This is a genomic window from Nocardioides sediminis (genome assembly GCF_003047295.1).
GTDB lineage: Bacteria > Actinomycetota > Actinomycetes > Propionibacteriales > Nocardioidaceae > Nocardioides > Nocardioides sediminis.
Genome location: NZ_PZYZ01000001.1, coordinates 743,317 through 759,517, shown reverse-complemented (window position 1 = coordinate 759,517; position 16,201 = coordinate 743,317). Strand labels below are relative to the sequence as shown.

Genomic DNA, 16,201 nt, shown 5'->3' with positions numbered 1-16,201 from the left:
TCGTCGGGCGCCGTTCCGAAAGGTTATCTACCCAGTATGACTACTTCAGCTACGGAGACCGAGCGGCCCACCCGTCGCCTCCGCCTGCCCTCCTTCGGCGTCCAGGTGCTGATCGGCCTGGCGCTCGGCGTGGTGCTCGGCCTCGTCGCCCGCGCCATGGGGCCCGACTCGGTGGACGCCGCCGGCGTGGCCGACCCCAACTGGCTCACCGAGACCCTCACCACCGTCGGCAGCGTCTTCGTCACGCTGCTCCGCACCATCGTGCCGCCGCTGGTCTTCCTGGCGATCGTGGCCTCGATCGCCAACCTCCGCGACGTCACCGGCGCCGCGCGCCTGGCGTGGAAGACCCTCGCGTGGTTCGCGATCACCGCCCTCATCGCCGTGTCGATCGGCATCGTCCTGGGCCTCGTGCTGCAGCCCGGCGACCACGCCAGCGTCTCCGCCGACGCTGCCTCCGCACCCTCGAGCACGGGCTCGTGGCTCGACTTCCTCACCGGTCTGGTCCCGGCCAACGTCCTCGGGCTCGAGGGCAGTGCCGGTGACGACGGATCGGTGGGCCTGTCGTTCAACGTGCTGCAGATCCTGGTGGTCGCGATCGCGGTGGGCATCGCCACCCTCAAGGTCGGCAAGGACGCCGACCCGTTCCTGGGCGTCGTACGGTCCGCGCTCACCGTGGTGCAGAAGGTGCTGTGGTGGGTCATCCTGCTCGCGCCCGTCGCGACCGTCGGCCTGCTCGGCAACGCCGTGGCGAGCTACGGCTGGGACGCCCTCGGCTCCCTCGGCACCTTCACCGTCGCGGTCTACGCCGGCCTGGCCCTCGTGCTGCTCGGCGTCTACCCGACGCTGCTGCGCCTCAACGGGCTGTCGGTCAAGCAGTTCTTCTCCGGCGCCTGGCCGGCCATCTCGCTGGCCTTCGTGTCCCGCTCGTCGGTGGGCACCATGCCGGTCACCGAGTCGGTGACCGAGCGCAACCTCGGGGTGCCGCGTGCCTACGCGTCCTTCGCGGTGCCGCTGGGCGCCACCACCAAGATGGACGGCTGCGCGTCGATCTACCCGGCCATCTCGGCGATCTTCGTGGCCCAGTTCTTCGGGCTCGACCTGTCGGTCACCGACTACGTGCTGATCGCCTTCGTCTCGGTGATCGGCTCGGCGGCCACCGCGGGAGTCACCGGCGCCACCGTCATGCTCACGCTGACGCTCTCCACCCTGGGGCTGCCGCTCGAGGGCGTCGGCCTGCTGCTGGCAATCGACCCGATCCTCGACATGGGCCGCACCGCCACCAACGTCGCGGGCCAGGCCCTGGTCCCGACGATCGTGGCCAAGCGCGAGGGCATCCTCGACCAGGCGGCGTACGACGCCAAGCGCACCGGGCAGGCCTGGCGCGAGGAGGCCCCGGCCGAGCCGGTGGCCGTCGCCTGACCGACCCCGCCCCCCACGGCCCGTCCTGCTCGCGCAGGGCGGGCCGTGCAGCGTCACGGGCTCGGCGTCAGGAGGCCGTCCGGGCGCTGCGGACCGCCCACCACAGCGCCGGCGGCACGAGCGAGGCGAGCAGGAGCGACCACACCAGGCCGGACCCGGCGAACGCGCCGGCCGCGGCCACCAGGTGTGCCAGCACACCTCCCGCCCCGTTGCCGAAGCCCAGCAGCCACTCCCCCGGAGCCAGTGCGAGGGCGGCTACGACCAGGGCCGCGGACGGGACCAGGGCGGCGGTGAGGCCGCGGTGGACCGCGACCGCGGTCGCGACCAGCCCGGCGATGACACCCACGACGGCCACGACCGCCGAGGTGATCAGCCCCCAGCGCTGGGCCACCTCCAGCCCCCGCGCGAAGCCCAGCCCCTCGGCCGCCTCGCCGCCTTCGACCTCGGACCCGGCCACGACCTCGGGCAGCTCGTCGGCGAAGGTCGAGAGCACCCGGCGGGCCTCCGGGTCGTCGGTCGCGGCGGCCTGCCGCCCGAGCTCGTCGGAGATCGCGGCGACGTACGGCGTGGGGTCCAGGCGGCCGTCCTCGATCCGGAGCGCGCCCAGCGCGTCCAGCACGGCGGGGTCGCCCAGGGCGTCGTCCGCCGCGGCCACCAGGACCTCGCGGGTGCCGGGGGCGAAGGGCCTCCCCCTCTCCTCCTCGACGTCGGCGACGAGGGACTCGGCCGCGTCGTGGCGGAGCTCGGGCACGGAGGTCAGGGCCGCCAGCGCCCGGCCCGGCTGCTCCGGGGTGACCACGACGACGGCGAACACCGCGAGCACCCCGGCCAGCGCGAGCAGCCCGGCCGCCACCATCCCGAACCCGGTCGCGAGCACGGTGCGCACCCAGAACCCCGCACCTCGACCGGGCCGGTCCCCCGGGGTCGTTCCGGTGGGCAGCCGGGCGGCGTCGTCGGCGTACGTCGTCATGGCGGCCATTGTGGTGCGCCTGCCGCGGGCGGTCCCGGGAACGCGCACACGGGACGAGACGGGTCAACCGTCGGGTCGCAGCATGCCCGCGTCGACCCACATCTCGACCAGCGCCCACCCGGCCTCGTCCGGGACGGCCACGGCGATGCGGCCGCTCCAGCCGTCACCGACCCTGCGCCACCCCAGCAGCAGCGCCGCCTGACGGCCGTGGGGTCCGTCGTACCAGCAGTGCCTGACCGGCGGCAGTCCGGCCGCTGGGCCGGGCTGGGGGACCTTGTCCCGTCGTTGCTGCGTGGCTGCTACCCGGGCGGCGAGGGACTCCCCGCGCCTCCGACTCATCCCTCCGGCCATGACTGCCCACGTGGTTGTCTCACTCCTGGCGGCGACATCGCCGGGTGGGCGTGACGTCGGTGGTACCGACGCGGTCGCGCAGGAACTGCTGGCCGTGCGGGTCGGACCAGAGCCAGAGCCCGGTGTCGAGGACCGAGTAGCCCCACCCGGCGTGGGTCTTGAGCTGGTGGTGATGTCGGCACAGCGGGGCGATGTTGCAGTCGCAGGAGGGTCCGCCGCTCGCCGGGTCGTCGTGGTCGTAGGGGATGACATGGTCGTGGTCGCACGCCGTGGCGGGCTTGGTGCAGTGCGGGAAGACGCAACGCTGGGCCACCAGGTCGGCGCGATGGATGGTGGCGTCGCGGGGGCGGTAGGCGTCGGTCGAGTCGTGACCTGCCAGGTCGATCACCGGCAGGACCGTCAGGTGGGTGTCCGTGCGGCCGCACCAGTCGCGGACGGCCTGCTCGAGGACGGGTCGGCTGGCGGTCGTGTTGTCGGCGACGGGGTCGCCGGTCAGCGACTCGGCGCGCATCGTCAGGACGAGCTGGGCGCGCTTGGACGGTGGCGGCGCGTGCTCGCCGGAGAGCAGGGCGAGCGCGGTTGCGGGGTCGGCCAGCACGCCCACCGCGCGCGAGCGGCGTACGTCGAGGCTGTCGGGGACGAGGCCGGTCGCCTCGTCCTGGGCGGCCAGGGCCACGGCGACCGCGGCCAGGGCGCGATCGAAGTCGTGCAGGTCCTTCCAGTCGCCGCGCACCGACATGTCGGCTATCCCCACGTGGTTGATCGAGTCGACGTGCAGGGTGGCGAAGCGTCGATCCAGCGCCTCGAGCTGCTCGGCCTCCCGCTGCTCGGGGTAGAGCCGGAGCATGGCCTCGTCGATCGCCCGGTCGAGGGCGACCCGGCCGAGCTTGTGGGCGACGTGCGCGAGGGTGCGGTCGAGGTGGTCGGAGACGTCCCGCGGTCGGCCGATGACCGACTGGGCCAGCATCCTGGCCCGGTGCGGCTCGACCTCGCCCGCCTGGACCCGCTGCCACACACGAGGGAGACGGTGCCGGGTGAGCAGGGCGTCGCGGATCACCAGCGAGCCGGCCTGGGTGGTGCGCCCGATGGCGGCGCCGAAGGGGGCCGCGGCGTCCCAGCGCACGACCGGGATGAAGGGGTCGTGGAAGCCGTCCGGATCGCCGACGCATCCCTCGGCACAGCCGCCCGCGAAGTCACCGACGTCGAGGTCGCGGCGGTCGGCGCTGCGGCATCCGTGCACGCACTCCCCCGACTGCGTTGACGCGTCGGGGTCGACGTGGGCGTCGGCCCACTCGGCGGCCAGCAGGAAGACCCGCGTCTGGGCGGCACGCGCCTCCGCGTCGGCCTCGCGCACGCGTCCGATCAGCGCGATGTCAGAGGCGGTGGCGGCGAGCATGGTCCATTCTCTATCGAACACGCGTTCGAGGTCAACGCCCTGCAGCTCCCCTGTGCACAGAGCTCGGCACGCACCGTCGTGGTCATGCCTCTCGCCTGGCGCATGGGCCCAGCATCGTGCTGGCGAGGTCGGCCTGACGCGCATCACCGAGGATGCCTGGCGGAGATCGTGCTGGTGCCGACCTGGCATCGCCTTCCACCAGCCGCAGGCGTGACAGTCTCGGGCGCTCGAACGCTGATGGAATGACGAGGTGTGGCGAAGGGCCACGCCGAGACCCTGGAGGGTTCCGCATGTCTGTCTCGATCCGCATCGCAGGCCTCGTCGCCACCGCGGCGGTTGCTCTCGGCGGAGGGTTCACCGTGTCGGCAGCCAGCGCTGACGACGAAGCGGCGACGGCCCCGTGCGCGCAGCAGCAGGCGAAGGTCGAGAAGGCGAAGGGCGCCCTCGAGCGCGTCACCGCCGTGTTCGAGCGTCAGCAGGCTCGCGTGAAGAAGGCCAAGAAGGTCGTGGCCCAGGCAGAGGCGGGCCGTGAGAAGGCCGACGCCCGCCGCGCGCTGGCCGCTGCGAAGGACGACCGCGACGAGACGAAGGTGATCAAGCGGGCCCAGCAGCAGCGACTGGTCAAGGGGCAGGAGCGACTGACGTCGTGCGAGGCCGCGCAGGTGACCACCGAGGTTCCCGCGGAGGCCTGACAGGCTGCGCCGGCCCATCCGTGGTTCGACCATCTGGCTGGCCCGGGAGGGCCGGCGTCCTGCTCTGCGCCTGGCCTCAGGATGGCGGTCGCGGTCGGGTCAGTCCCAGAACCACAGGAGGAGCTCGTTCGCCGGCGACGTGGCCAACCAGGCGACCGACGCGATGCCGACCGCCGCCGCGGCTACGTAGAGGACGACCTCCCGCGAAGCCAGCGTCCGTCCCCAGGCCCACAGGCTGAGCAACGACCACATCGCCACACCAATGGAGACGAAGGGCGCGGTCGGTATCCCGACGATCGCGACGAAGCCGACCACTCCGCCGAGCGGGGTGTCGTAGGGCCACATCGTCGACAGGTCGTGGGCGTAGATCGTCTCGCCGGCGGGGCGCCGGTGGACGCCGTTGACGTAGTACGGGAGCGCGAGGCACACGGCGTACGGCGTCACGGCGAGGCCAGCGGCCAGGAGGGCGAGGCCGGGACGACGACGCTCCACCGCGAGCCCGGGCTCGGCTTCCGAGGACGCGAAGACCATGCCTGCAGTCTCGGCCTCCGGCCGGCCCGGTCCATCGCCTCGATCGGGGATCATCCGTCACTGGTCGAGGAAGACCCCGGTGCCAGCTCCCGCTGGCGCGACCAGGTGGCACCTCCGTCTGCGCCGCGGAGCCGTGCTGCCAGCCGCGTGACGTCGGCGAAACGACCCGAGACCCCGCGTCCGGCGTCCGGGTCGACGCCAGCGATGTCGAGCTCCGCCGAGAGAGACGTCGTGGATCGCTCCTCTCCCCTGCTACCTGGCCGTCACCACCCGCACTCCGTCCGGGAGGAGCGAGCCGTCACCGATCGCATCGTCGAGCCACTGCCCGATCACGCCTGCCAGCTCCACGGGGTGACTGAAGTTCACCGCATGTGCCGCACGGTCGACGAGGGCGACCGTGAGGTGCTCGGGGGCGAGCCGGGCGACCTCCCGGATGCGGTCGGATGGCGGCAGGAGCGGGTCGCGGGTCCCCAGGACGGCAAGGGTCGGGACGGGGGTGTGCAGTAGTCGCTCCAGCGACGGGAAGCGCGTCAGCTCGCCGAAGAGACGCAGTCCGTTCAGCGGCCCGAACCTCACGTAGTCGGGGAGGGCGACGGGAAACATCCTCGCGCTCTCCCGGAAGACGTCCCTCGCCAGCTGCCCGATGGCGCGGCCCATGGGCTGGTTGTGTGCGCCTCCAGCGGGCGAGACCAGCACGAGCCGGTGCACCCGCCCGGGCGCTCGGTGAGCGACCTCCAGGCCGACGGCGCAGCCCATCGAGTTCCCGACCAGGACGGCCCGGTCGATGTCGAGGCCGTCGAGGATCGCGACGGTGCACTCGGCAAGCCCCGGGATGTCGAGCACGCGGTCTCGGCGCTCGCTGCGCCCGTAGCCGGGGAGGTCCGGAACCACGTTCTCTCCACGAGCGGCGAGGGCGCGGGCGGTCGGCATCAGGTAGGCGCCGGAGATCGCGAAGCCGTGCAGGTGGACGAGAGGGACACCGCCTCCGGAAGTGCTCCGCCGGCAGTGGACGGACGACCCTCCCACCTGGAGCTGCTCGTCCACCCAGCCGTCGCCTGGTCCTCGGCGGGCCTTCATGGGCCGAGGCTAGTGCTCCCGGCCGGGTCCAGGCCGCGGCCAGCGCAGCAGCATCGCGATTTCTGGGGAACCGCCGCCGGTCCGCCTTCGGTAGCCTGCGAAGGTCCCTTGGAGAGCGAGGAGGGTCGCCCATGGGGGTCGAACCCGCGGATGACTGGCGCCGCGGCGATCCCGTGGACACGCCGCCTCCGACGTCGCCGCCCACCTTCGAGCTGGCACCGGACGACGTCTCGAGCATCCCGCTCTGGCCCGTCCAGGAGATCGTCGACGGCGCCTTCTTCGTGATCGGCACCGTGCTCGTGATGTGGCTGGGGTGGATCGTGGTCACCGTCGGCTTCGGCGACGGCTGGTACGCGGTCGGCGCGGTGTTCCTGTTCTGGGTGCTGCTGGCCTACGTGGGGCTGCCCCGCCTGCAGGAGGTGCTCTCGAGGATCTACGTGCCCGACTACTTCATCGGGCGGGCCATCACCGACGTCGGCGTGCTCGGCGATCCGATCAACCTGGCCCTCGACGGCAGCGAGGCGGACATCCACGCTGCCCTGAGCCGGGCCGGCTGGACCCGTGCCGACGAGCTCACGATCCGCTCCTCCTGGCGGATCGTCGTCTCGTCGGTGCTGCGCCGCCCCTACCCGGAAGCCCCGGTCTCCTCGTTGTTCCTCTTCGGGCAGCGGCAGGCCTTCGCCTACCAGCAGGAGGTCGACGGCAACCCGTCGCAACGCCACCACGTGCGATTCTGGCCGGTCCCGGACGGCTGGAGGCTGCCCGGCGGGTTCGAGGTGCAGTGGCTGGCGGCCGCGACGTACGACAGGGCGGTCGGCATCTCCCTGTTCACCCTGCAGGTGACGCACCGGGTGGACGCGGACGTCGACATCGAGCGTGACTACGTCATCGACACCGTCCGGTACGTCGTCCCGGAAGCCTCCCTGCGCGTCATCGAGGACTACTCCAGCGCGTTCACCACCCGCAACGGTGGCGGCGACGTTGTACGCACCGATGGAAGGCTGCCGATCCTCGACCTGACCAGCCTCCGTGCGCCGGAGCCCGACCGGGCAGAGCCGGCGACCGACGCGCTGTCGCGAGCGGCGGCCCACCGAGTACCGCCGCCGAGCCTCCTGGCCGCCGCCGTCATGAGCATGGCCAAGGCTGCGGTCACCCTGGCGACCGCGATGGTCGCCCTCTTCCAGGAGGACAGCTCCTCAGCCACCGCCTCGACCGTCGAGCTCGCCGTGATGGGCAGCGGTGCGCTGTGCCTCGTCGGCCTGTGGGTGCTGATGCTCGCCCATCACGCCTGGGCCCGGATCGCCCTGATGGGCGTGTGCACCGCCGAGGCGGTCACGCAGCTGGTCGGCCTCGGCACCGCCGCCGAGGTCAACTTCCCGGTCCTGATGAGCACCGCGATCACCGTTCTCATCCTCATCGCGGTGAGCTCCGACGAGGCGCGACGCTGGGTGCGGACCGACCGGCGACCCTGAGGCCGCCGAACGTTGCAGTCACCCGCCTGCTGACAGGTGCCGTCATCCGCGTCAGCGGCCGACCTCGGGGAGCGCCGACCGCACGTGGTGCGCGCAGCACTCCGGGAGCTCGTGCCGGAGGATCGCCAGGGTCGCCGCCGCCTTGTCGAGGAAGTCACCCGAGGCCTCGACGAGATGGCGACGCGGGTGCGGCGCCCAGATCCTCAGGATCCGGGCGTCGATCTCGGCTGCCGCAGCTGCGGACTCGATCCGCACCGGGTTCTGCCGGTTGTAGCCCTGCTCGGCAGCCGGTGTGCGGAGGTGGACCACGGCGTCGTACCGCTCGAGCTCGGCCTCCAGCGTGGTACCGGTCGAGGCCCAGAAGTCCTCGGCCGAGGCCGGCCAGTAGGCCAGGCCGTCGACCGTGCCTCGATCGCACAGGACGATGGCCGCGTTGTGGGCGTCCCCGGTCGCCTCGAGCTGCCGTTGGACATGGAAGATCGCCAGCTGGGCGGCCCGCCGGCACTGTGGGTCGTCCTCTCGCGGGAACCCGCCTCCGAAGACGATGCTGGCCGCCTCGGGCAGGACCCGCACGTGCTCGCACAGGGACCGCCGGACGATCTCCAGCACTGCGGTCTTGCCGGCTCCGGGCCCCCCGGTCAGCACCATCCGCCGGGTGTCATGGTGCTCCGAGCATGGACAGGCCACCATCAGCTGCCTCCTTCTCCCACCGGGAGCTGCACCGTACCCGCGGGTGCCGGGGCGAAGCGTCGTGCTTCTCCTGCACGACGGTGTCGCGCAGCCCGGACCGGGCTGCTGCGGGCCGGTCGGTCCGGGTCTTTCGCCCCGTGACCACACAGGCAGCGGCGGAGATCATGGCTGCTCTGCGGGAGGGCCGTCCATGGTCCAGCGGGTTCCCGGTTCGGCGCCGCGGCGGCGAGGGAGGGGGCGCGCGCTGTCGTCCGCCGGGGTGTTCGCCCGACTCACCTGGTGGGCAGAGTGCCTACGACCGACCCGGACGGCATGATCGGGCGCGGGTCGGAAGCACCAGAACTACAGCCTGGTTATCCCGATGTTTCTCCCGGCTGTCCTTCCGACCCCCGCCTCCGTGGGGGGTGGGAAATACAGTCCTGACCAGCGCCGACACGTAACTCAGCGCGGAGGTCCGGCCAGATCGGGAACGCACTGCCGCGCGCGACAGAACGCATCCCAATCGCCGGAGGCGTCGACCCACGGCTTGGCCGTGAACGTGGCGCCGTCCCCCTCGTCGGTCCCTCATCGGCGGACTCACCGCCCCGCTTCTCAGCACGGGCGGCATTTTCGAACCCAACATCCTCGGGTTCGTGCTCGCCGTCATCGCCGCCGTCCTGCTGATCGCCGTGGTCAAGGCGGTCGCTAGATGAACAGGAGCACCATCTGACGCACAGTGCAGCCGTCACCCATGACCGCAGAACCACTGTGGCTCGCTCTACAGGTCTACAGTTCTGAGAGGTGAGAGCGATAGCTCCGGCCGCGGCAAGGGTCCGCCGGCTGCGACTGCGCCGCTTCGGCCTAGAAGTGGCTCTCGTCATGCTTGCCGCGGGGATCGCGATCGCCGTCTCGCTGTTGGTGACCCCGATGCAGGAGGTCTCGACCGCGGGGCAAACGGTGCAGGTGGGGGTGACCGCGCCGTCGCTGAGCCTCTCGGGGCCCGCTGAGCTCGACCTGTTCGGGCAGTCGATCCCCACAACCGTCACCTTCGTCGGTCCGGTTCGCCCGCGGCTGCGTCTGACGCACATCACCGTGTCCGCGCAGCTGGCCGAGATAGCAGGCACCACCTCCGGCGAGGAGCCGGGGGGAGCCCTGCAGGACGCGCTCGTCCGCGGGTTTCGTCGGTACTTCTACTGGCAGGTCGCGGTGGTCGCGGTGGTGACGGTCCTGCTCCTGGGTGCCATATGCGGGTGGCGACGCCGCTCGTGGCGCTCGACTCTGCTGACCCTGTTGGCAGGGCTGGTGCTCGCCGCGGGAATCGACCTCGGAGCGATCATGGTCACCGCCTTCAGCGCACCGGCGAAGTTCGGCCAGGTGCATTCACTGGTCGAGCTGGTCGGCGGGACTCCCGTCCCTACCCCTGCCGCTCCGCAGCCGCCCGCCTCACCCTCGGGCGGCGTAGTGGTGCTGGGCGATTCGACCGCTGCCGGTCGCGGCAATCCGGCCCCGGCGGATCCGAGCGCGGCCGACAACGCTTGTCGGCGCAGCGTGGACTCCTACCCGGTTGCGCTCGCCCAGGTGGCCGGACTCGAGGTGACGTCGCTGGCGTGCAGCGGGGCAACGATCGCGGCCGGCATCCTGGGTCCCCAGACCACGCGTGGCCTGACGTTGCCGCCTCAGCTCGGCGACAAGTCTGTGACGAGCGCCTCGACCGTCATCCTGAGCATCGGCGCCAACGATGTGAGGTGGACGAACATCCTGCGCTTGTGCGCGGCCTCCGAGGACTGCGACAACGCGGCAGCGCAGGCGTACTTCCAGAGCCACCTGGCGCAGTTCAGCACCGAGTGGCTACAGCTGCTCACCGAGCTCCAGCAGCTGCCGAACCACCCCAGCGTCCTGGTGAACCTGTACTACGACCCGTTCGCGGGCGACGTGAGCTGTCTGTCCAAGGTGGGAGTAACGAGCAGCAAGCTGCGTTCCATGCTGTCCCGACTGGCGATCCTCAACAGCGTCCTCGCGCAAGGCGCGGTCGCTGCCGGATTCGTCAGCACCCTGCCGGACTTCTCGGGCCACGGCCCGTGCGACGCGACGCCGTATGTCCAAGGACTCGACGCCAACGCACCGTTCCATCCCACGCCCGCGGGTGGGCTGGCCATAGCCTTGGCCGACGTCCAGGCTCTTGCAGACACGCCGACATCCCCACCCACCGGTGCGGGCGACTAGCCGTGCGGGCGCGTGGACGACACCGGCCAACCCTTCATGCCCACAGGCCCGCCTTGTTGTCAGGGGGCTGCAACCTCGCTGAGCGGTCGTGGTCACCCTCGGCAGGCACCGTCTTTCTTTCGGCGGTCTCCGGGGGAGACGGCCGAGCGCGCCCGGGGGGCGCGCGCCGGAGGCCCGGCCGCTCGGCCAGGGACGAGTCGCCGGGCTCCGGCTGTCGGGTCAACTTCCTTGTCGACCGGCCGGCCCAGTCGAGGAGGCGGACCATCGCGGTGGGACACGCAGCGCGACCTCCACGACGCAGCCCTGCCTGTGCACCGGGCGGCCGAGGCCCAAGTGCTCACCTCCACAGCGAGCGACGTACCGGCCGTTGAGCCGGCTGGCGTCCCGGAGCCCACGGACATCGGACGCCGTTGACCCACCGCGGAGTTGCCATCCCGCTGCACCCGCTGCAGTACCTCGACCTCGTCACCGGCTTGCAGGCCAGCCGCGCGGACTGCTCCTCGCGCCGCCGCGCTGGCTCGGCGTCGTCATGAACGAGCCTTGAGCACGAACTGGACCCGACCGGCCTGATCGGTGACGGCGTCGACGGTCCGGCCCTGGAGTCGCTCGAGCGCCCGCGGTCCCAGGAAGACCCTGGCACCGTCGTGCTCCACGACCGCGTCACCTGGTTGCGGGCCCCTCACGGCGGCGACCTGCATCGGCGCAGCCTCGGGGCCAGCGCTGGCGATGCGGAGGCCGGAGCGTGCCGAGAGCACCGGGTGGGATGTCACCCGCCGTACGACGGAGCGTGCCTGCCGGGTCAGGGTGAACATGTCGTCTTCCCTCCTGTAGCTGGGCAGTAGGTCTGCGCCACGTCCTGCCCATCCATGGACCCACGTCGTCGTCCGACTCACAACGACCTCGACCGAAGCCGCCGCGAGCTGCCGGACGATTGTCATGAAGCTGCAACACCGGCGCCTGCTCCCCGGTCGCCTGGAGGAGCGAGCCTGAGTCCATGTCCCCGGACAAGACCCGCCGCAGCGCGCTCGACCGGCCAACCGTCGAGCGGGACGCTCTCGAGTACGACGTGCGGGAGGACGTCGTGCTGGTGTTGGACACCATGGACCCTCGCGACCCCATCAGGGACCTCAGACGGCGGGTCCCGCCCCTGCTCGACGCCCCGCCACCGGCGCTGGTGGTGGATCTGTCGTGCCTGACGGCCCTGTCGTCCGGAGCGGTCGCGGTCCTTCTGTGGCTGCGCGAGACCTGCCAGTCTCGTGGTGTCGACGTGCGCCTCCGCCACCTGCCCCGCGGCGGAGGCGCGACCCTGCGACGCACTGGACTCGCAGACACCCTGCTGGTCGAGGCATCCAGCCGATGAGCGCGTCCGACGTGTCCGGTGGATCCTTGCTCGGCCCGGGGGTCTCCCGATACCACCTGCCGTGTGGACCGCGGACGGAGGGCGACACCGTCGAGCTCGTACGTCGGTGGGGACGCGACCGCGCGTTGCCTGCGCGAGCGATGGACCGGCTGTGCCTCCTGACGGCGGCGGCGATGGCTGCCGGCACCCGGTACCGCCCGCGGTCCGTCACGGTACTGCTGCGGTGGGTCGACCCGGACCGGGTGCGACTCGACGTCCAGTGGCACGGCCCTCGCGGCGTACCACCCGACGCAGTCGCCGAGCCCGACGTCATGGCGACAGCGCACCTGGTAGATGCCTTGGCTGACACCTGGGGCGTCGAGGGTGGCTCAACACCCGCACAGTGGATGGTGCTCGACACGTCGAAACCCGGGCCAGACGCCGCCGGCCGACCCGCGTAGCCCCTCACCGGCAACCGATGCCGGCCGTCATCCCGCCTGGCTTCCCACGGTCGCGGTAACGGTCCGGCACCAGTTCGGCGTAGTCGTCCGCAGACACGGGCCGCGCTGTGAGCGCACCACCGGGCAGCGGCACCTGCACGGCCTCGCCGGCAATGCTGACCAGTACCCGGTCGACTCCGGGCGCCGAGGTCACGGACAGCGCCAGCTGCCCGACGGCGAGCGGAAGCCGGTCGGCGGTGATGGGCGTTGTGGGATCCATCGCCACCGTGGCGACGCCGTCCGCCACCTCCACGAGAGTCAGGGGGGTCGACGGCGGAACGGCTGTCGCCCTGCCCGCCGCGCGGGCGGGGTCGTCGGGCCCGGCTCCCAACGCCCTCAGCAGGTGCTCCACCACCTCGTACGGGGGGGCGGCACAGGACACGTCCACGGCCGCTGGCGTGAGGTGCTCGTCGTCGACGAGCCAGAACACGACGGGCGCGATGGCCCGCACCGGCCCTTCTGAAGAGGAGGTACCGGATGGTCGCTCGCTCTCGAGGAGACGATAGGGGACGGCTGAATCGTCGATCGCCCGCGCGTCGGTGCCCCCGGGCAGCCCGCAGCCGGCGGCAGCCAGAAGCAGGGCGGGAAACGCAGTGCCGACTGCCCACCGTCTCCAGCGGGCGTCGTGGGGTGGCATGCCTACATTCACCGCGGCACTCGCTCGCAGCCGGCTCGCGGGAGGCGCATCACGAACTCTGCTCCCTGCCCCGGCGGCCGCGCCTGCGAGCACCAGACGGCTCCGCCATGGTTCGTGGCTGTCTGCGCCACGATGCTCAGGCCCAGTCCGCTGCCGGTGCCAGCCTTTGCGCCCCCGGCACGCGCGAAGCGCTCGAAGATCCGTTGACGATCCTCGGGTGCCACGCCGGGTCCGCGGTCCTGGATCCGGAACTCCACGTGATCGTCGACTGCCTCGACCCGGACCGCCGTGAGTCCGTGACCGTGCACGTCTGCGTTCTGGAACAGGTTGATCAACGCGCGCAGGAGCTGCGGACGGTCGACGTCGACCCGCGGATCAACACCTTGCTCACCATCCGCCAGCAACAGCTCGGGCGGCCGGCCGCTTGCGTGCAGCGCCTGTCGCACGAGCTCTCGCGCACCCACCTCGGTGGTCTCGCTCTCGCGAGCGCCTGCATCCAGCCGGCCCAGGGCAAGCAGGTCCTCGAGCGCCCGGCGGAACCGTGCGAGCTCGGCCGCCATCAGGTCGACGGCGCTGGCGGATCCCGCTCCGAGGTTGTCGTCGCTCTGCAGCACGCTGAGGCTCGTGGTCAGGGTCGTCAGCGGCGTCCGGAGCTCGTGGCTCACGTCCGCCGCGAATCGTGCATCCTGCTCGATCCGCTCGTGCAGGGCGTTGACCATGTGGTTGAAGGCGCCGACCAGTACTGCTAGGTCCGGGTCACTCGTATCGCGCAGTCGCGCACCCAGGTTCCCGGACGACACCTGGGCCGCGGCACCCGCGACTTGCCCGAGCGGCTCCAGCACGCGCCTGCTCGCAGCCCGGCCGACGACCGCACCGCCCATCGTGGTGAGCGCTGCGGACACCGCGAGGGCCAGCGCCATCGTCCGCAGCGTCGCGGCAAGCTCCTCGGGCACGGCCACCTCGTAGTACTCCGCGTCCACGGCGGGCAGGGGAACGCCGACGACGATCGCGTGGGGGTCGGTGAGTTCCGTCCACGCCAGGCCGGCCGAGCCCTCCGCGACCGTCGGCTGCAGCACTTCGGTGAGCTGCTCGCCCGGTTGGTCGAGCGACGAGGAATACCACGCGTCATCACGATGGACGTACATCAGTGCGCCGGCGGGAGGTGAGATCGAGCCCAACACCTCGCTGACCTCACTTCCCGAGGTGCGCAGGCTGTCCCGGACCATGGCGGCGTCGGTGAACGCCTGGCGCAATGCTGCGCGCTCACGCTGCTCCACGAGCAAGTGCCGGGCCGAGAAGTAGGTGGCGAGCGCCAGGGAGGTCGACAGGGTGAACGCCCCCACCGCGAAGACCATGGTCACCGAGCTGCGGAGCCCCCGGCCCGTGAGCCTCCCGGTCACCGCGTGTCGAGCCGGTAGCCGAGTCCGCGCACGGTCACGAGCGTCCGGGGCGCGCTCGGGTCGCGCTCCAGCTTCTTTCGCAGTCGGCGCACGTGGACGTCGACGATGCGTTCATCACCGAAGAAGCCCTGCTCCCACACGTGCTCGAGCAGCGACGACCGCGACAGCACCCGCCCGGCGTTCTCCGCCATCACCGACAGGAGGCGGTACTCGGTGATGGTGAGGTGGATCTCGCGTCCACCGCGACTCAGCTGCGCCGCTCCACGGTCGAAGACGAGCGGGCCGTCGTCCTGGTCGAGGACGAAGACATCTTGCCCACCCGAGCCGACGCCGTCGTGCGCACGGCCGTTGGTCGGCGTGCCTGCCGAGGACAACGACGGCCGCCGCAGCAGCGCGAGCAGGCGAGCGCGCACCTCCGCCACGTCGAAGGGCTTGGTCACGTAGTCGTCGGCACCGGCCTCGAGCGCGGCAACGATGTCCTCGACGCCGTCACGCGCGCTGATGACCACGATGGGCGCCTCCGTCCCCGGTCTCGCGCGTCGGATGAACGTGAAGCCATCCACGCCGCCCAGCATCAGGTCCACCAGCATGAGATCGACGCCAGGGTCCTGCACCAGACGCAGGGCCTGCTCGGCCTCGGCCGCCTCAAGGACGTCGTACCCGTCGTTCTCCAGCACGAGCCGAAGCGACGCGCGCAGGCCGTCGTCATCCTCAAGCACCAGCACCCGGGTAGTCATCAGCGCCATGCTCCCATCGTCCGTCAACCTCGGACCGAGCTCGCCGGCCCTTCAGGCGCATTGTCATGGGACTGCAAAGTGCGCGTCCGACGACTGGTCACAGCACGCGGACAGGCTGAGAGGCACGACCTTCCGCGAGGAGACACCATGACCACCCTCCAACTCCGCCTGCTGCCTCTCGAGAGCAACGAGATCGACCTCGCCGACGACGAGGACAACGTCAGGGGGTTGGTCGTGCTTGACGCCCACGATCGACGGGTCGGCGAAGTCGACGACATCGTCGTCGACGACGTCGAACGGCGCGGCCGCCTGCTCGTCGTGGCGTCTGGCGGCGTGCTCGGACTCGGTTCGCGCCGACACCTCGTCCCGGTGGAGGCCGTCGCCCATGTGAGCGACCACGTTCGGCTGCATCACATGGACGAGGAGGTGCTGGCGGCCGACGAGTACGACCCCACGCTTCGCGACGCGGTCGATTTCGCTCCCGTGTACGACTACTACGGCTGCATGCCGTTCTGGCAGGCCGGCCACCGGAGCACCTACTTCCACGACCGTCGATCGTGAGTCCCGCCGTGCCCGTCAGGCGTCGCGCTGCTCGACCAGGACCGTACTCCACGGCGGCCCCCCGACGGACGCGGTGAGCACGGACACATCGACCTCCGGGAAACGCGATTCTCATCGCCACCGAGATCGGCTCGGGCTCGCCCACGGGCAGTCCTCCGGCTTCTCGAGTTACGCGATGACTGGCCGCTCGACGCAGCACTGAGTCCTGACGAGCCCGCGCGCCGAGC

General features: G+C 71.5%; 16 protein-coding genes. 6 read left to right on the top strand and 10 right to left on the bottom strand.

From position 1 onward, the window contains the following. The first annotated feature begins 36 nt into the window (after nucleotides 1–36). A complete protein-coding gene (locus DAI17_RS03690) occupies nucleotides 37–1,419 on the top strand; it encodes a dicarboxylate/amino acid:cation symporter (RefSeq protein ID WP_107771495.1) in 1,383 nt (460 codons plus the stop codon). Nucleotides 1,420–1,486: 67 nt separating this feature from the next. Here DAI17_RS03690 and DAI17_RS03685 read toward each other — a convergent pair whose 3' ends face one another. The 3 genes from DAI17_RS03685 to DAI17_RS03675 form a co-directional block, all read right to left on the bottom strand. Further along, nucleotides 1,487–2,389: a hypothetical protein gene (locus tag DAI17_RS03685; protein WP_159081336.1), complete on the bottom strand. Its 903-nt coding sequence runs from the start codon at nucleotides 2,387–2,389 to the stop codon at nucleotides 1,487–1,489. Nucleotides 2,390–2,452: 63 nt separating this feature from the next. Continuing rightward, nucleotides 2,453–2,728, bottom strand: a complete 276-nt coding sequence (locus DAI17_RS03680) for a hypothetical protein (protein ID WP_107771493.1) — start codon at nucleotides 2,726–2,728, stop codon at nucleotides 2,453–2,455. Nucleotides 2,729–2,759: 31 nt separating this feature from the next. Beyond that, complete coding sequence (locus tag DAI17_RS03675; protein WP_107771492.1) at nucleotides 2,760–4,136, bottom strand: HNH endonuclease signature motif containing protein; 1,377 nt, start codon at nucleotides 4,134–4,136, stop codon at nucleotides 2,760–2,762. A 290-nt stretch (nucleotides 4,137–4,426) separates the two neighbouring features. Between DAI17_RS03675 and DAI17_RS03670 the strand changes: the two genes are divergently transcribed. Continuing rightward, nucleotides 4,427–4,828, top strand: coding sequence for a hypothetical protein (locus DAI17_RS03670; RefSeq protein WP_107771491.1), 402 nt, complete (start codon nucleotides 4,427–4,429; stop codon nucleotides 4,826–4,828). A gap of 99 nt (nucleotides 4,829–4,927) precedes the next feature. Here DAI17_RS03670 and DAI17_RS03665 read toward each other — a convergent pair whose 3' ends face one another. Together DAI17_RS03665 and DAI17_RS03660 are read right to left on the bottom strand one after the other, a co-directional pair. Next, a complete protein-coding gene (locus DAI17_RS03665) occupies nucleotides 4,928–5,359 on the bottom strand; it encodes a hypothetical protein (protein WP_107771490.1) in 432 nt (143 codons plus the stop codon). Between the two features lie 252 nt (nucleotides 5,360–5,611). Continuing rightward, nucleotides 5,612–6,436: an alpha/beta fold hydrolase gene (locus DAI17_RS03660; RefSeq protein ID WP_107771489.1), complete on the bottom strand. Its 825-nt coding sequence runs from the start codon at nucleotides 6,434–6,436 to the stop codon at nucleotides 5,612–5,614. 131 nt (nucleotides 6,437–6,567) lie between these two features. Here DAI17_RS03660 and DAI17_RS03655 point away from each other — a divergent pair, with 131 nt between their 5' ends. Then, the gene (locus DAI17_RS03655) at nucleotides 6,568–7,908 is read left to right on the top strand and encodes an LssY C-terminal domain-containing protein (protein WP_107771488.1); all 1,341 of its coding nucleotides are present in this window, start codon (nucleotides 6,568–6,570) and stop codon (nucleotides 7,906–7,908) included. 51 nt (nucleotides 7,909–7,959) lie between these two features. Here DAI17_RS03655 and DAI17_RS03650 read toward each other — a convergent pair whose 3' ends face one another. Further along, nucleotides 7,960–8,598 (bottom strand): ATP/GTP-binding protein, encoded by a 639-nt coding sequence (locus DAI17_RS03650; RefSeq protein ID WP_107771487.1) that lies wholly within the window; start codon nucleotides 8,596–8,598, stop codon nucleotides 7,960–7,962. Between the two features lie 858 nt (nucleotides 8,599–9,456). On the opposite strand from DAI17_RS03650, the gene DAI17_RS03645 reads away from it, so the two are divergent. Then, nucleotides 9,457–10,800 (top strand): GDSL-type esterase/lipase family protein, encoded by a 1,344-nt coding sequence (locus DAI17_RS03645; protein WP_159081335.1) that lies wholly within the window; start codon nucleotides 9,457–9,459, stop codon nucleotides 10,798–10,800. Nucleotides 10,801–11,327: 527 nt separating this feature from the next. On the opposite strand, the gene DAI17_RS03640 is transcribed toward DAI17_RS03645, so the two are convergent. Next, complete coding sequence (locus DAI17_RS03640; RefSeq protein ID WP_107771485.1) at nucleotides 11,328–11,612, bottom strand: Fe-S cluster assembly protein HesB; 285 nt, start codon at nucleotides 11,610–11,612, stop codon at nucleotides 11,328–11,330. 182 nt (nucleotides 11,613–11,794) lie between these two features. On the opposite strand from DAI17_RS03640, the gene DAI17_RS03635 reads away from it, so the two are divergent. Then, nucleotides 11,795–12,160, top strand: coding sequence for an STAS domain-containing protein (locus DAI17_RS03635; RefSeq protein ID WP_107771484.1), 366 nt, complete (start codon nucleotides 11,795–11,797; stop codon nucleotides 12,158–12,160). A 444-nt stretch (nucleotides 12,161–12,604) separates the two neighbouring features. On the opposite strand, the gene DAI17_RS03625 is transcribed toward DAI17_RS03635, so the two are convergent. From DAI17_RS03625 to DAI17_RS03615, 3 genes are read right to left on the bottom strand one after another with little or no spacing between them, the layout of a single operon-like run. After that, on the bottom strand, nucleotides 12,605–13,276 hold the full coding sequence (locus DAI17_RS03625) for a GerMN domain-containing protein (protein ID WP_107771482.1): 672 nt from the start codon (nucleotides 13,274–13,276) through the stop codon (nucleotides 12,605–12,607). An 8-nt stretch (nucleotides 13,277–13,284) separates the two neighbouring features. Continuing rightward, the gene (locus tag DAI17_RS03620; RefSeq protein WP_234412218.1) at nucleotides 13,285–14,631 is read right to left on the bottom strand and encodes a sensor histidine kinase; all 1,347 of its coding nucleotides are present in this window, start codon (nucleotides 14,629–14,631) and stop codon (nucleotides 13,285–13,287) included. Between the two features lie 41 nt (nucleotides 14,632–14,672). Beyond that, nucleotides 14,673–15,422 carry a response regulator transcription factor gene (locus DAI17_RS03615; protein WP_234412154.1) on the bottom strand — a complete coding sequence of 250 codons (750 nt, stop codon included), beginning with the start codon at nucleotides 15,420–15,422 and terminating at the stop codon, nucleotides 14,673–14,675. A gap of 138 nt (nucleotides 15,423–15,560) precedes the next feature. On the opposite strand from DAI17_RS03615, the gene DAI17_RS03610 reads away from it, so the two are divergent. Then, the gene (locus tag DAI17_RS03610; RefSeq protein WP_107771480.1) at nucleotides 15,561–15,974 is read left to right on the top strand and encodes a PRC-barrel domain-containing protein; all 414 of its coding nucleotides are present in this window, start codon (nucleotides 15,561–15,563) and stop codon (nucleotides 15,972–15,974) included. The last annotated feature ends 227 nt before the right edge of the window (nucleotides 15,975–16,201 follow it).

Coding starts and splice junctions, on each gene's coding strand:
- DAI17_RS03685 (WP_159081336.1), bottom strand. CDS start 2,389: ATGACGACGTACGCCGACGACGCCGCCCGGCTGCCCACCGGAACGACC.
- DAI17_RS03675 (WP_107771492.1), bottom strand. CDS start 4,136: ATGCTCGCCGCCACCGCCTCTGACATCGCGCTGATCGGACGCGTGCGC.
- DAI17_RS03610 (WP_107771480.1), top strand. CDS start 15,561: ATGACCACCCTCCAACTCCGCCTGCTGCCTCTCGAGAGCAACGAGATC.
- DAI17_RS03650 (WP_107771487.1), bottom strand. CDS start 8,598: ATGGTGGCCTGTCCATGCTCGGAGCACCATGACACCCGGCGGATGGTG.
- DAI17_RS03660 (WP_107771489.1), bottom strand. CDS start 6,436: ATGAAGGCCCGCCGAGGACCAGGCGACGGCTGGGTGGACGAGCAGCTC.
- DAI17_RS03655 (WP_107771488.1), top strand. CDS start 6,568: ATGGGGGTCGAACCCGCGGATGACTGGCGCCGCGGCGATCCCGTGGAC.
- DAI17_RS03690 (WP_107771495.1), top strand. CDS start 37: ATGACTACTTCAGCTACGGAGACCGAGCGGCCCACCCGTCGCCTCCGC.
- DAI17_RS03670 (WP_107771491.1), top strand. CDS start 4,427: ATGTCTGTCTCGATCCGCATCGCAGGCCTCGTCGCCACCGCGGCGGTT.
- DAI17_RS03615 (WP_234412154.1), bottom strand. CDS start 15,422: ATGGCGCTGATGACTACCCGGGTGCTGGTGCTTGAGGATGACGACGGC.
- DAI17_RS03625 (WP_107771482.1), bottom strand. CDS start 13,276: ATGCCACCCCACGACGCCCGCTGGAGACGGTGGGCAGTCGGCACTGCG.
- DAI17_RS03680 (WP_107771493.1), bottom strand. CDS start 2,728: ATGAGTCGGAGGCGCGGGGAGTCCCTCGCCGCCCGGGTAGCAGCCACG.
- DAI17_RS03640 (WP_107771485.1), bottom strand. CDS start 11,612: ATGTTCACCCTGACCCGGCAGGCACGCTCCGTCGTACGGCGGGTGACA.
- DAI17_RS03645 (WP_159081335.1), top strand. CDS start 9,457: ATGCTTGCCGCGGGGATCGCGATCGCCGTCTCGCTGTTGGTGACCCCG.
- DAI17_RS03635 (WP_107771484.1), top strand. CDS start 11,795: ATGTCCCCGGACAAGACCCGCCGCAGCGCGCTCGACCGGCCAACCGTC.
- DAI17_RS03665 (WP_107771490.1), bottom strand. CDS start 5,359: ATGGTCTTCGCGTCCTCGGAAGCCGAGCCCGGGCTCGCGGTGGAGCGT.
- DAI17_RS03620 (WP_234412218.1), bottom strand. CDS start 14,631: ATGGTCTTCGCGGTGGGGGCGTTCACCCTGTCGACCTCCCTGGCGCTC.